Origin of the sequence: Lutispora sp. (assembly GCF_041687175.1) — a bacterium.
Taxonomy (GTDB): domain Bacteria; phylum Bacillota; class Clostridia; order Lutisporales; family Lutisporaceae; genus Lutispora.
This window is the reverse complement of the sequence record NZ_JAWLCK010000001.1, coordinates 1-15,247: the sequence shown is the minus strand read 5'-3', so window position 1 is coordinate 15,247 and position 15,247 is coordinate 1. Positions and strand designations below refer to the sequence as shown.

Annotated in this window: 14 protein-coding genes; all 14 read left to right on the top strand. The window is 33.7% G+C overall.

What is annotated here, in order from left to right; genetic code table 11:
• The 14 genes from rseP to rpsO all read left to right on the top strand — a co-directional run bounded on the left by rseP (position 1) and on the right by rpsO (position 15,061).
• Complete coding sequence (rseP, locus tag ACESM9_RS00070; protein ID WP_372994007.1) at positions 1-1,011, top strand: RIP metalloprotease RseP; 1,011 nt, start codon at positions 1-3, stop codon at positions 1,009-1,011.
• A 10-nt stretch (positions 1,012-1,021) separates the two neighbouring features.
• Positions 1,022-2,077, top strand: coding sequence for a flavodoxin-dependent (E)-4-hydroxy-3-methylbut-2-enyl-diphosphate synthase (gene ispG, locus ACESM9_RS00065; RefSeq protein WP_372994005.1), 1,056 nt, complete (start codon positions 1,022-1,024; stop codon positions 2,075-2,077).
• A gap of 21 nt (positions 2,078-2,098) precedes the next feature.
• Positions 2,099-2,737: a glycosyltransferase family 2 protein gene (locus tag ACESM9_RS00060; protein WP_372994003.1), complete on the top strand. Its 639-nt coding sequence runs from the start codon at positions 2,099-2,101 to the stop codon at positions 2,735-2,737.
• A 42-nt stretch (positions 2,738-2,779) separates the two neighbouring features.
• The gene (locus tag ACESM9_RS00055; protein ID WP_372994001.1) at positions 2,780-7,021 is read left to right on the top strand and encodes a PolC-type DNA polymerase III; all 4,242 of its coding nucleotides are present in this window, start codon (positions 2,780-2,782) and stop codon (positions 7,019-7,021) included.
• Between the two features lie 194 nt (positions 7,022-7,215).
• Positions 7,216-7,635 carry a ribosome maturation factor RimP gene (rimP, locus tag ACESM9_RS00050; protein ID WP_372994218.1) on the top strand — a complete coding sequence of 140 codons (420 nt, stop codon included), beginning with the start codon at positions 7,216-7,218 and terminating at the stop codon, positions 7,633-7,635.
• Between the two features lie 16 nt (positions 7,636-7,651).
• Complete coding sequence (gene nusA / locus ACESM9_RS00045) at positions 7,652-8,695, top strand: transcription termination factor NusA (RefSeq protein WP_372993999.1); 1,044 nt, start codon at positions 7,652-7,654, stop codon at positions 8,693-8,695.
• 11 nt (positions 8,696-8,706) lie between these two features.
• Positions 8,707-8,982 carry an RNase P modulator RnpM gene (rnpM, locus tag ACESM9_RS00040; RefSeq protein WP_372993997.1) on the top strand — a complete coding sequence of 92 codons (276 nt, stop codon included), beginning with the start codon at positions 8,707-8,709 and terminating at the stop codon, positions 8,980-8,982.
• Positions 8,969-9,283: a L7Ae/L30e/S12e/Gadd45 family ribosomal protein gene (locus tag ACESM9_RS00035; protein ID WP_372993995.1), complete on the top strand. Its 315-nt coding sequence runs from the start codon at positions 8,969-8,971 to the stop codon at positions 9,281-9,283. Before rnpM ends, ACESM9_RS00035 begins: the two co-directional genes overlap by 14 nt.
• A 20-nt stretch (positions 9,284-9,303) precedes the next feature.
• Positions 9,304-11,481: a translation initiation factor IF-2 gene (infB, locus tag ACESM9_RS00030; RefSeq protein ID WP_372993993.1), complete on the top strand. Its 2,178-nt coding sequence runs from the start codon at positions 9,304-9,306 to the stop codon at positions 11,479-11,481.
• 18 nt (positions 11,482-11,499) lie between these two features.
• A complete protein-coding gene (gene rbfA / locus ACESM9_RS00025; RefSeq protein WP_372993991.1) occupies positions 11,500-11,865 on the top strand; it encodes a 30S ribosome-binding factor RbfA in 366 nt (121 codons plus the stop codon).
• Complete coding sequence (locus ACESM9_RS00020) at positions 11,862-12,821, top strand: DHH family phosphoesterase (RefSeq protein WP_372993989.1); 960 nt, start codon at positions 11,862-11,864, stop codon at positions 12,819-12,821. Before rbfA ends, ACESM9_RS00020 begins: the two co-directional genes overlap by 4 nt.
• A 3-nt stretch (positions 12,822-12,824) precedes the next feature.
• Positions 12,825-13,736, top strand: coding sequence for a tRNA pseudouridine(55) synthase TruB (gene truB / locus ACESM9_RS00015; protein ID WP_372993987.1), 912 nt, complete (start codon positions 12,825-12,827; stop codon positions 13,734-13,736).
• Between the two features lie 16 nt (positions 13,737-13,752).
• Entirely contained in the window at positions 13,753-14,664 is a 912-nt protein-coding gene (locus ACESM9_RS00010) for a bifunctional riboflavin kinase/FAD synthetase (protein ID WP_372993985.1), read from the top strand.
• Positions 14,665-14,791: 127 nt separating this feature from the next.
• Positions 14,792-15,061: a 30S ribosomal protein S15 gene (gene rpsO / locus ACESM9_RS00005; RefSeq protein WP_372993983.1), complete on the top strand. Its 270-nt coding sequence runs from the start codon at positions 14,792-14,794 to the stop codon at positions 15,059-15,061.
• Positions 15,062-15,247 lie beyond the last annotated feature (186 nt).

Here is a 15,247-nt window from a genome sequence, read left to right as displayed (position 1 = left end):
ATGACTTTTGGTAATTTTATTATTTCAGTTTTAGTATTTGCTGCTATTGTTATGGTTCATGAGTTTGGTCATTTTATAGTAGCAAAATTATCTGGTATAAGAGTTGAAGAATTTGCTATTGGTATGGGACCTAAAATTGTAGGAAAGAAAAAAGGAGAGACATTGTATTCATTAAGAGCCATACCTATTGGAGGGTATTGCAAGCTTACTGGCGAAGATGAAGCATCTAATGATACTAGAGCCTTTAATAATAAGTCTTTGTTTACGAGAATGGCAGTGATTTTCTTTGGTCCATTGATGAATTTTCTACTGGCTGTTTTGATTTTTTCTTTAGTTATATCTCAAAGTACAATAATTAATGAAGTAATAGAGGATAAACCTGCTTATACCGCCGGTATGCAAAAAGGTGATAAAATTGTGCAGATAAACAGGAGGCAGGTAGAAGATTGGGATAGCATAAAGCAAAGTATTTCATCTAATCCTAATATTCCTATTAATATTGTTGTGGAGCGAGATAAAGAATTAAAAAACATCATTGTAACACCAATAGTTGAGAATGAAGCAGAAGGCGCAATCATTGGAATAACACCATCCCTTAGGATAGCTGGAATGTCATTTAAAAACGGAATAAACACAACTGTAGAAGTGTCAAAAACCATGTTAGATTTTCTTGTAAAGCTGTTTACAGGAAGAGCTTCATCTGATGAGGTATCAGGACCTGTAGGGATTATAGTTTTTATTAACGAAGCTGCAAAAATTGGATTTTTATATTTATTAAACCTAACTGCTTTCTTAAGCTTAAACTTAGGTATAGTCAATCTATTGCCAATTCCTGCATTAGATGGAGGAAGATTGCTATTTCTCTTTATAGAACTTATAAGGCGTAAACCAATAGAAGCAGAGAAAGAAGGTTTTATTAACTTTGTAGGTTTTGTAGCTTTGATGGTACTTGCTGTGATAATAGCATATAAAGACTTAATAAAATTTAATTTGTTGAATTTTTTTAGGTAGGTAAAGTATTATGAGTAGAAAAACAAAGGAAATAAAAGTCGGAGATGTTGTTATAGGCGGCGAACAAAGAGTAATTGTTCAATCTATGACTAACACTAAAACGGAGAACATAAAGGATACGATAAGACAGATACATGAGCTTGAGAATGTAGGCTGTGAAATAATAAGAGTTGCTGTTCCAAGCATGGAAGCTGCTGAAGCAATAAAAGATATTAAAAAAGCTATAAATATACCACTTGTTGCAGATATTCACTTTGATTACAGGCTTGCAATAGCTTCAATAGAGAATGGAGCAGATAAAATAAGAATTAATCCAGGGAATCTAGGAGGCAGCGAAAGGCTGAAAAAAGTTGTGGAGGCTGCCAAGGAGAGGAGTATTCCAATTAGGGTAGGAGTTAATTCTGGTTCCGTGGAGAAGGAACTCCTTGAAAAATACGGAGGACCTGATCCTGAAGCAATGGTTGAAAGTGCAATAAAAAATGTGAGGATGATAGAGCAACTAGACTATGACCAAATAGTTATATCTATAAAATCCAGTAATGTTTTGGATACTATTGAGAGTTACAAAAGGATTTCTGACATTGTAGATTACCCTCTTCATATAGGAATTACCGAGGCAGGAACAGCGAGAAAAGGTATAATTAAATCTTCAATAGGTATTGGATGTTTGCTATATCAAGGAATTGGAGATACAATAAGAGTATCATTAACTGGAGAGCCAAAGGATGAGATAAAAGTTGCCTATGAAATACTAAAGAACTTAGGGTTATTTGATTCAGGCATAGAGGTTATATCCTGCCCTACATGCGGAAGAACTTCTGTGGATTTGATTAAGATTGCTGAAGAAGTTGACAAAAGGGTAGAAAATATTATAACAAAAAAAAGGATAAAAGTTGCAGTAATGGGCTGTGGAGTAAACGGACCTGGTGAGGCTAAAGATGCAGACATTGGTATTGCAGGTGGAAAAGGAGAATATTTGCTTTTTGTTAAAGGAGAACCAATTAAAAAGGTTAATGAAAGCTGTGCGGTAGACATATTGATAGAGGAAATTAAAAAGATTATTTAGCAACCGATGGAGGGATTAAGAATGTCTATTACAGCGATTATTCCTGCTTATAATGAAGAAAAAACAATAGGAAATGTTTTAAATGTAGTATCTGAATTATCATTAATTAATGAAATCATAGTAGTAAGTGATGGTTCATGGGATAATACTGTGAATATTGCAAAAAAATATGGGGTAAAAGTAATTGAGCTGAAAGATAATATTGGTAAAGGTGGGGCGATAAAAGCAGGATTAAAAGAATGTAACTCAGATATTGTTCTGCTGCTGGATGCAGATCTTATAGGTCTGAAAAAGGATCACATATATGATTTAGTTACTCCTATTATGTTTGAAAACATTGATATGACTGTAGGTGTGTTTAAGAATGGAAGACCAATCACAGATATTGCTCAGAAAATCGCACCCAACCTTTCTGGTCAAAGAGCATTGAAAAAGTGTATATTAGATGAGATAGAAGACATGGATATTGTTAGATATGGGATAGAAGTCTCTCTTACAATTCATGCTAATAAGAAATCTTACAATGTTAAAGAAATATATCTAGAGGATATAACTCATTTAACTAAAGAAGAAAAGTTTGGATTTGTTCATGGCTTTTCATCACGGTTAAAAATGTATAAGGATATAATAAAAGTCCTGAGTAAATCTGTAAAACATTAAGATAAAATTTTGAAAATGCTTGGTGATAATATGCAAAATAATATGAAGAAAACTAAGAATCTAATTGATTTATATAATAGTGTATTTGATATTAATAAAATTAAGGTACATCCTAGAAGAAAAAAATGGGAATTATATATAAAGCCTAAGAAACCTATTGATGTTAAAGAGCTGGAGTATATTGAGGCTAAACTCGCTAAAGAATATGCCTTATCCGAGGTAAAACTGGTACTTATGGATGAAACCAACCTGTTTAGAACAGAAATTAGTATCGAAGAATGCAAGAATGATATAATAGCCAGAGTTTTAAATGAAAACCCTGGTTTTATAGGTTTTTTGAAGGATTGTTCAATAACATGTGGTAATAGTAATATAATGGAGATTACGTTAAAATCCCAATTATCTTATGATTATGTGAAACAGAAAAAGTTGGATTTACTTATAGAAAAAATAGCCTTAAAGGATTTTGGCATTAATATGTCAGTAAAGTTTAATTATTCCGAAGAGGATATAGATAGCAATGATTATATTGACACTCTACAGAAAGAGGAAAAAAAGATAATTATAGAAACACTAAAATCTATAGACAATAGTGAAACGAATAATAAGGAGAAAAAAACATGTTATAATGATGTGATTTTTGGAAAATCTTTTTCTGATGCTATATCAGTTTCTATAGATGATTTAAATGAAGAATCAGGACGAGTTGTGATTAAAGGTAAGATATTTCATCAAGAGAGCAAGATACTTAATAATGGCAAAAAAATATTAAGTTTATACATAACTGATTATTCAAATTCTATAGTTTGCAAGTTGTTTTTAAAGGAAGATGAAGACCTGGCTGATATGGAAAGAAAGCTATGCCCTGGCAATGCTGTAAAAGTGAAGGGTGATGTACAGCTAGACCCATATTCTAAGGAAGTTGTACTATATCCTATAAGCATTATGGCTTCAAATATAGAGGAAAGAGTGGATTCAGCTCCTATGAAGAGAGTCGAATTACACGCTCATACCTCAATGAGTGCTTTGGATGGAATGTCTTCAGCCACTGCTCTAATACAAAAGGCTAAGGACTGGGGCCATAAAGCAGTGGCAATAACAGACCATGGAGTGGTACAAGCCTTTCCAGAGGCTTTTGAAGCTTCAAAGAAATATGGCATAAAGGTATTATATGGGGTAGAAGGCTATCTGGTAAATGATGGAATCCCTATTGTTTACAATGAAATTGATTATAGTTTTGAAGATGAATATGTTGTATTTGATATAGAGACCACTGGACTTAACAATGTAAATGATAAAATAACTGAAATAGGAGCTGTTTTGATTAGAAATAAGCAAGTTATATCTAAATTCAATTCTCTTATTAATCCCGAAATACCTATACCAGATAAGATACAGAGATTAACAGGTATAACAAATGAGATGGTAGCTGATGCTCCATCTATAAAAGAAGTCCTTCCTGAATTTTTGAATTTTGTTGGGAACAGGCCATTAGTTGCACATAACGCAATGTTTGATGTTGGCTTTATAAAATATAAAGCATCTTTATTAGGTATCGAAGTTAATAATCCCGTTGTAGATACATTACAGCTATCTAGAAATTTGCTGCCAATAAAGAAGCATAGGTTGAATAATTTGTGTGATCATTTTGGCATAAAACTTCTGCATCATCACAGGGCTTCTGACGATGCAGAAGCTGCAGCTTTAATACTTATTGAACTGTTTAGGCTGCTTGAGGAGAAAAATATAAATTCTATGTCTGAAATAAACAGTATAATAAAAGAGGGCATGAATCTGAAGACATCAGAAAGTTATCATATAGTTTTATTGGTTAAAAACCATATTGGGCTGAGAAATCTTTATAAGCTTATTTCTATTTCTCATCTTGATCATTTTTACAAGAAGCCAAGGATATTGAAAAGTATATTGTTGAATTATAGAGAGGGACTGATTGTGGGCTCTGGTTGTGAAGCAGGGGAAATATTCAGATCTATTATGAATAATGTTGAAGAAAATGTTTTGCTTGAGAAAGCAAAGTTATATGATTATTTTGAAATACAACCTCTGGGGAATAATGAGTTCATGATTAGAAATGGAACCCTTGATATGAAAGGGCTCATAGAGATAAATAAAAAGATTTATGCATTGGGTAAGAAGCTGAATAAGCCTGTGGTGGCAACTGGTGATGTTCATTTTATTGAACCCGAAGACGAGGTTTTCAGAAGAATACTTATGTCTGGCCAAGGATATAGTGATGCTGACGAACAAGCTCCTTTATACTATAAAACTACAGAGGAGATGCTTAAGGATTTTGATTACTTCGGTAATGATATAGCTCATGAAATTGTCATTGAAAACCCATCAAAAATTGCTGACAGTATTGAAGAAATAATACCAATACCACAAGAAACATTTCCTCCTAAGATAGATGGTGCAGAAGAACAGATAAAAGAAATGACATTGCGAAAAGCCCATAGTATCTATGGTGATGAGTTACCTCAAATAGTTAAAGAAAGACTGGACAAGGAACTGAATTCTATAATAAACAATGGATATGCAGTGTTGTATCTAATAGCACATAAATTGGTAACTAAATCTATGAAAGATGGTTATTTAGTTGGTTCAAGAGGATCTGTAGGGTCTTCTTTTGTAGCTACCATGTGCGACATAACTGAGGTGAACCCTCTTCCACCCCATTATGTATGTGGCAATTGTAAATATTCCTACTTTTTTACAGATGGAAGCGTTGGGTCTGGAGCTGATTTACCTGACAAGAGCTGTCCAGTATGCGGCAATAGTTTAATAAAAGATGGACATGATATACCTTTTGAAATATTCCTAGGTTTTGAAGGGGATAAAGAGCCTGATATAGATCTGAATTTTGCAGGGGAATACCAACCTGTTGCTCATAAATACACAGAAGAACTTTTTGGAGTAGGCCATGTCTTCAGGGCTGGGACGATAGGTACCATAGCAGAAAAGACGGCTTATGGCTTTGTTAAAAAGTATTTTGAAAGCAAAGGCAAAAAGCTTAATAGTGCGGAGGCTAAGAGATTAATATCAGGCTGTACTGGAATTAAAAGAACTACTGGTCAACATCCAGGAGGAGTTATGATTGTCCCATCGGATAAAGAGATTTATGAGTTCACTCCGATACAACATCCTGCAGACGATACAGACTCATCAATAATCACTACTCATTTTGATTATCATTCTATAAGCGGCAGACTATTAAAACTAGACATTTTAGGCCATGATGTGCCTACAATAATAAGGATGCTGGAGGATATTACCGGATTATCCGCTCAAAGCATAAAATTAGATGATAAAAAAACCATGAGTCTTTTTACTTCAACAGAAGCTTTAGGGATAAGTTTAGACGATATTGATTGTAAAGTTGGTAGTCTAGGCATACCAGAGTTCGGGACTAAGTTTGTAAGGCAGATGTTAATGGATACTAAACCTTCTACATTTGCAGAGTTATTGAGAATCTCAGGCTTATCACATGGCACGGATGTATGGCTTAATAATGCACAAGACATTATAAAAAGTGGTAAGGCTACTCTGAAGGATGTAATATCAACTAGAGATGATATAATGCTATATCTTATTTACAAAGGAGTAAAGCCAAAGCTAGCTTTCAAGACTGCAGAAAGTGTAAGAAAGGGCAAGGGCTTAACGCCTGAATTTGAAGAAGCCATGAGAGAAAAAGGTGTACCTGAATGGTATATAGATTCATGTAAAACTATCAAATATCTCTTCCCTAAAGCTCATGCAACGGCTTATGTTATGATGTCTTTTAGAATCGCTTATTATAAAGTCTACTATCCAGAAGCCTTTTATGCTACGTATTTCACGGTTAGGTTAGATGATTTTGATGCTGATATTCTTACTAAAGGGAAGAATTTGGTTAGAGCAAAATGGATTGAATTAGACAAATTAGGGAATAATGCAACTACAAAAGAAAAAAACCTGATGACATTAGTAGAAGTGGTCTATGAAATGTATTGCAGGGGTATTAAGCTTTTGCCGGTAGATTTATATATGTCTGAAGCAGATAAGTTTGTTGTTACTGATGAAGGTATAAGACCTCCACTGAGAGCTTTACAAGGGTTGGGCTCTAACGCTGCTTTAAGCATAGTAACAGAAAGAGAAAAGTGTCCATTTATTTCTGTAGAGGATTTAAGGGAGAGAACAAAAATCTCCAAAACCGTTATTGAAATAATGAGAAATCATGGATGTTTAGAGGGACTGCCCGAAAATAATCAGTTGAGCTTATTTTAAACTTGCATGAATATATAAACAATGTTATAATCTTTCTGGACACAAACTTATTTTTTTCAATTAGAGTGGGGCTTTCCCACTCTTTCCTATTATAAACATAAACAGATTATTTGCTCTAATTTGTCATCGGGTAAACAGATAAAGGAGGAGTTACCTTGAAGAGAAAAGTAGAAGACATATTATATGATATAAGCATGCCGATTCTAGACAAATATAATTTTGAATTTGTTGATGTAGAATATAAGAAGGAAGGTGGTCAGTGGTACTTAAGATTATTTATTGACAAAGACGGTGGAATTACTATAGACGATTGTCAATTGGTAAGCGAAATATTAAGTGACAAATTAGATGAAATTGATCCCATAGAACATTCTTATATTTTCGAAGTATCTTCACCTGGTATCGATAGGCCTCTAAAAACCGAAAGAGATTACAAAAAGAACTTAAACAAGGAATTAGAAGTGAAGTTCTATGATTCTTTTGATGGGAAAAAATCTATCGAAGCTACTTTATTAGATTATGATGATAAAAAAGTGATATTGGACTATAAAGGCAAAGAAATTGAAATTGATAAGAAAACAATAGCCATAATGAGACCTTTGATTAAGTTTTAAGGAGGGTTATAAATAAATGAATGGGGAATTTCTCCAGGCAATTGAGCAGATTGCTAAGGAAAAAGGTATAAAAGAGGAAGTACTGTTTGAAGCAATTGATGCAGCTCTGGTGACAGCATATAAGAAAAACTATGGAACTTCACAGAATGTAAAAGTAACAATAAATAGGCAAAATGGAGATGTTGATGTATTTGCTAAAAAGACAGTAGTCGAGGTTGTTAATGACGAGCTTTTAGAAATCAGTTTAGAGGAAGCCAAGAATATTAATAGGAATTATGATATTGGTGATATTGTTGAAATCAAAGTAACTCCAAAAAATTTCGGAAGAATTGCTGCACAAACTGCTAAACAAGTAGTTGTTCAAAGAATAAGAGAGGCTGAAAGAAGCAATGTTTATGAAGAGTTCATTAATAAAGAAGATGAAATTGTAACAGGATTGGTCCAAAGAAAAGAAAAAAACAATGTTTATATTGATCTTGGCAAAACAGAAGCTGTTCTTGGACCAAATGAGCAAGCACCTGGGGAAACTTATAATCTAGGTGACAGATTAAAAACATATGTTGTTGAAGTGAAAAAGACAACGAAGGGGCCACAAGTGATGTTATCCAGAACTCACCCAGGGTTGGTAAAAAGGCTTTTTGAACTTGAAGTACCGGAGATAAAAGATGGGATTGTGGAGATTAAAAGTATATCAAGAGAAGCAGGTTCAAGGACTAAAATGGCTGTATACTCTCATGATGAGAACGTAGATGCAGTAGGGGCATGCGTAGGACAAAAAGGACAAAGGGTACAGGTGATAGTAGATGAATTAAGGGGAGAAAAGATAGATATTATTGAGTGGAATAGTGATTTAGCTATATTTGTAGCAAGCGCCTTAAGTCCAGCAAAGGTTATAAGTGTCAATATAAATAAAGAAGAGAATACTGCCAATGTTGTTGTCAGTGATTCTCAACTATCTCTGGCAATTGGAAAGGAAGGGCAAAATGCAAGATTAGCTGCAAAGCTTACTGGATGCAAAATAGATATAAAAAGTGAATCACAAGCCTTATTAAATGAATAAGAGGTGATTTGATGGTGAAAAAAAAGGTTCCCATGAGAAAATGTTTGGGCTGTAATGAAATGAAAGCAAAAAAGGAAATGATAAGGATAGTAAGAAGTCCTGAAGGAAAAATAAACATGGATTTAAAGGGGAAAGCCTCTGGGAGAGGGTGCTATATATGTCCTACCATCGAGTGCCTAGAAAGTGCTATAAAGGCTAAAAGGATACAAAGTGCTTTGGAAACACAAATAGACGATGAATTAGTCAACACTCTTAGGGAGCAAATATTATCAAATGGAACATCGTAAAAAACTGTTATCAATGATTGGTATGGCATATAAAGCAGGTAAAATAATATCCGGCGAGGATCCTGTGAGAAAAGCTATTAGAAAGAATAGTGTCAAACTTTTGATAATAGCAGAAGATGCTTCTGACAATACAAAAAAAAGGTTTATTAATTCTGCAATTTATTACCATGTACCATACTTTATTTACTTGACTAAGGCGGAGCTAAGTGACAGCTTAGGCCAAAAAATAAGATCTGTGGCTAGTGTAACTGACGAAGGATTTGCCAAGCATTTAATCAGTCTCATGGAGAATAGTAGCTAAAAAAACTGGGGGTGAATTGTTTGAGTAAGAAGAGATTATATGAATTAGCTAAAGAATTGGGATTATCAAGCAAGGAATTAATAAGCAAGGCAAAAGAAGCAAATATTATTGTGAATAATCATATGAGTAATATAGAAAGTCATGAGGAAAAAATAATTAGAGATATGTTTGCCAAAAAGAATGATATAAAATCAGGAAGTAAAGAGAATACAATTAACTCTCCCGATTCAGTAAAGATGAAAGAGACTGTGAAAAACAATGTGAGAGATACTATTAATGAAGATTTTGATACTGAGTTTAATAACAAAAAATTAGCAAAGAAAAGCAAAAAAGTTGTATCCAATAAAAGAAATGAGAGTAATGCAAAGAAACATCATAATAGAAATGATAAGCGGAAAGATAAATCTCAATCTATACCGGTAAGTAAAGATGAAAATACTGCACCTAAAAAACCAATAAAAATTGGTAATACCATATCAGTAAAGGATTTAAGTGAAAAAACTGGCAAAACTGTTGCAGAGATAATTAAGAAATTATTACTACTTGGAGTAGTTGCAACTATCAATCAAGATTTAGATTATGATACCGCAGCTCTCATTGCTGAGGAGTTTGGAATTAAAATAGAAAAAGCTATCGATAAAGATGACGAAGAATTGCTTTTGAATGATGTGGAAGATAGAGAAGAAGACTTAAAACCGAGACCACCTGTAGTAACAATAATGGGTCATGTTGACCATGGAAAAACTTCTCTATTAGATGCCATAAGACAAACAAATGTAATTGCTACAGAAGCAGGAGGAATTACACAGCACATTGGTGCTTATATGGTAAATGTAGAAGGAAGAAAGATAGCATTCTTAGATACTCCCGGGCATGAAGCATTCACTGCTATGAGGGCGAGAGGTGCCAAGGTAACTGATATCGCAATATTAGTAGTAGCTGCTGATGATGGTGTTATGCCACAAACGGTCGAAGCCATAAACCATGCCAAAGCTGCCAATGTTACAATAATAGTAGCAATAAATAAGATTGATAAGCCTGGGGCAAATCCTGATAGGGTAAAACAAGAGCTTACAGAGCATGGATTATTACCTGAGGATTGGGGCGGAGATACAATTTGTGTTCCTGTTTCTGCAAAAAAGAAAATAGGAATAGAAAACCTATTGGAAATGGTTCTTTTAGTTGCAGAAATGCAAGAATTAAAAGCCAATCCCAATAGAAAAGCAAAAGGTACTGTCATAGAAGCTAAATTGGACAAAAACAGAGGACCTGTAGCTACAGTTCTTGTACAAAATGGTACTTTAAATATCGGCGATTTCTTTGTTGTGGGCAATACCCATGGAAAAGTAAGGACTATGATAGATGAAAAAGGTAAAAATATAAAAAAAGCAGGACCCTCTACACCAGTTGAGATAACAGGTTTATCAGAAGTTCCGGATGCAGGTGATATTTTCATAGCAGTGGAGGATGAAAAGATAGCAAAACAAATATCCGACAAGAGAAAAGAAAAATATAGAGAAGAACATTTGCAAAGCAGCCAAAAAATATCTTTAGATGATTTATTTAGTCAGATACAAGCAGGTAAGGTTAAGGAATTAAATCTTATTGTAAAAGCAGATGTGCAAGGTTCTGTAGAAGCTGTAAAACAATCTCTGGAAAGACTTAGCAACGATGAAGTCAAGATAAAGGCTATACACGGGGGAGTTGGTGCTATAACAGAAACTGATGTTATGTTTGCTTCTGCATCAAATGCTATAATTATCGGCTTTAATGTAAGACCACAGCCCGCTGCAATTACATTAGCAGAGAAAGATAAGGTTGATATTAGACTATATAGAGTTATCTATGATGCTATAGAAGATATTGAATCTGCAATGAAAGGGATGCTGGAACCTGAATATAAAGAAGTGGTATTAGGTCATGCAGAAGTTAGAGCTATATTTAAAGCTTCAAGCATAGGTACTATTGCAGGCTGTTATGTTACAGACGGCAAAATAAATAGAAATAACGATATCAGAGTAGTCAGAGATGGTGTAGTCATACATGAAGGTAAAATATCATCTTTAAAACGATTCAAAGACGATGCCAAGGAAGTGAACACTGGTTTTGAATGCGGTATCAGCTTAGAGAAGTTTAATGATATAAAAGAAGGGGATATAATAGAGAGCTTCACAATGGAGGCTGTACCAAGAAAATAGAAAAGCAGGTGATTTAATATGTCTACACAAAGACTAAATCGCATTTCTGAGGAATTAAAAAAAGAAATCAGCATGATTATTATGAACGAGTTAAAGGATCCCAGAATATCTGCTATGTGCAGCATTGTTTCTGTAGAAACCACCCCGGATTTAAAGTATGCAAAAGTATATGTAAGTATATTTGGAAGCAAAGAAGAAAAGGAGAATACTTTAAAGGGCTTAAAGAATGCAAGCGGCTTCATAAGAAGAAAGCTGGGAGATGTAATGAAAATCAGGTACCTTCCCGAGATCCATTTTGTTATGGATGAATCCATAAAACATGGTGCTAAAATAGCTGAGATCTTAAATGAGATTAATAAAAAGGAAGAGGGAAAACAGATTTGATTGTTGAAGCAGCAGTAGAATTGATAAAAGAGAGCAGTAATATTGCAATATTGTCTCACATTATGCCTGATGGGGACAATATTGGCTCTTGCCTTGCATTATATAATGCCCTTCTTGGGCTAGGTAAAAATGTTGTAGTTGTACAGGATGACGATGTACCAGAAGCATATAGATTTCTTAAGAATTCAAATAGAATAGTAAAACCTGAAGGTAACTACGATTTCGATCTAGTTATAGCTTTAGATTGCGGCGATATAGGAAGGCTTGGGAAGAGTGCCAAATATCTGAAAAATAGTAAGGTAATTAATATCGATCATCATATTAGCAATACTAATTTTGGACATTACAATATAGTGGATACAAATGCTTCAGCAACGGCTGAATTAGTATATGAATTAATAAATAAGCTTGAGATAGCCTTGGATAAGGATATATGTGAATGTATATATACAGGAATAGTCACCGATACAGGCCAATTTCAATATAGCAACACAACTTCTCTAACTCATAGAATAGCTGCAGATTTGATTAGTAAAGGTGTTGAACCGGCAAAAATATATAAGGATATATACCAGAATAATTCCATATCAAAGATGAAGCTTATAGGGGAAGCTCTCAATTCAATTGAACTCCACTATAATAATAAGGTAGCTTCAATTACACTTACGAAAAAGTTAGTTGAGCAAGTAGGAGCTAAGGATGAGGATGCAGATGGGCTTATTAATTTTGCAAGAGACATTAGGGGTGTAGAAGTAGCCTTATTGTTTAGAGAAACTGAGGATGGAAAAATAAAGATCGGTTTTAGGTCAAAAGATCTTATTAATGTAAATGAAATTGCCCAGAAGTTTGGCGGTGGAGGACATAAGAGAGCTGCAGGTGCAACTGCTATTGGTGAGATTAAAAATATAAAGGATAAAGTGATAGAAGCTGTAATAAGTGTTTTTCCGGTGGTGTAGGCTATGAATGGTGTAATTAATATTTTAAAACCTCCAGGCATGACTTCTCACGATGTAGTTTATTTTATCAGAAAAGAATTAGGGATTAAAAAGGTTGGACATACTGGAACACTAGATCCCGAAGCAGCGGGAGTCCTACCGATTTGTATTGGAAAATCCACAAAGGCAGCCCAATATCTGACGGAAAAGACTAAAAAGTACAGAGCAAATATTAAGTTTGGTATTACTACTGATACCCAAGATAAGCATGGCAGAGTGATAGAGCAACTGCCTGTACCTGACATGGATATCATGACTGTTAAAGAATTGGTTGAATGCTTTAAAGGAAGGATTCTTCAAACTCCGCCTATATATTCAGCTATAAAGCATAAGGGAAAAAAATTATATCAATATGCTTTAGAAGGGCAATCAGTTGATATTAAAAACAGATATATTGAAATTTATGAAATCAATATAATTGATAAAATTGATAAAGATGAATTTATTATGGATGTATTATGTTCTAAAGGAACTTATATAAGAACTCTGTGCCATGATATAGGATTAAAATCCGGCTATGGAGCCCATTTGTCCCAGTTAATTAGATTAGAATCTTTTCCTTTTAGTATAGATGATTCTCTTACTCTTGAAGAAGTTAGTGCCGCAGCTAAAAATAATTGTTTGCAGAAGTTTATATACCCACCGGATCTATTCTTCCAAGAATTTGACAGAATCAATATAAAAAAATCTGCAGAGAAATCTGCAATTAATGGCAATCCAATTTTTACACCAGGTTTAGAAGATAATATAGAAGCATATGAAGAAGGAACAATGGTCCGTTTATACATTGGAGATAGATTCATTGCTTTAGGAGTCATAGGATATGATGCTTGTTACAATAAAAACTTTATAAAAATAAAAACCTTATTTACCTGATTAAGAGGAGATATACATGGTAGTTTATACAAATTATAAAGAAGCAAAAAAGGGAAATCCTTATTGTATAGCTCTTGGCAGTTTTGATGGAGTTCATTTAGGACACCAAAAATTAATCGAAAGGGTTGTGAATAAAGGAAAGGAACTGGATTGCAATAGCATGGTTTATACTTTTATGGATCACCCTAAAAAAGTGTTAACACCAAATTGCTCTCATGAAATGATAACACAAAATTTACAAAGAGTTAAAATAATGGAAAGCTTTGGACTTGATGCTGTCTATCTAGAGGATTTTCAAAATATAATGAAGATGGATGCAGAGACATTTGTCAAAGATATATTAGTGTCTCATTTTAACATTAAATGCGCTGTAGCTGGATATAATTTTACCTTTGGTAATAAAAAAGATGGCAATGCAGAAATATTAAAAAGATACGGTGACCTATATGGTTTTGAAGTAGCTATAGTGGATGCGGTTAAGATAAAAGGAAACATTGTTTCAAGCAGCTTTATAAGAGATATGATAAAAAGCGGTAAGGTTGATGATGTGAAAGAATATTTAGGTCGCAACTATAGCATCGATGGACAAGTAATCCACGGTAAGAAAATTGGAGAAAAGATTGGTATACGAACTGCAAATTTAAGTATCAACAAAGATTTAGTAGTACCAAAACCGGGAGTATATTTCACAGATACAATTGTGAATAATAATGTTTATAAGAGTGTCACAAATATTGGCACTAACCCAACTTTTAACGGCAACAAAATGAACATAGAAACACATATAATAGATTTTCAAGAAGATTTATATGGAAAAAATATTGAAATATTCTTCTTAAAATGGAACAGAGAAGAGAAAGCATTTAATAATGCATCAGAATTAAAAAAGCAGATATTGGATGATATTAATAATAGATTAAATTATTAAATAATTACCTTTACACAAAGCCCACCCTTGTGTTAAAATTTATTTGTTATAGATGAGACCATTTACCAGGTATATCGATTCACCGACGATATGCTTAGCAAATGGCGTAAAATTAGGAGGTGAAAAAATGGCATTATCAAAGGAAGTTAAAGAACAGATAATCAAAAAGTACCAATTAAAAGAGGGGGATACTGGATCCCCAGAGGTGCAAATTGCTTTACTTACCGAAAGAATTAATACTCTAAATGAGCACTTAAAGATTAACAAGAAAGATCATCATTCAAGAAGAGGTCTTCTAAAGATGGTTGGTCAGAGAAGAGGCTTGCTCAACTATTTGATGTCCAAGGATATTGAAAGATATAGAGAAATAATTGATAAACTTGGAATAAGAAGGTAATATTTTTATAAATGATGGGCGGTTGAATCCGCTCATTATTTATGTTTTTAAAAATCAGAAGCAGGAAATAATACATATTGTATAGAAATATTAATTTCATGAAAGGAGGTAATATATTGGAGGAATTTAGTATGGAGTTGAGCTACTTTTCCTACTTCTACAGATAATGTTCTTCCTGCCAACTCC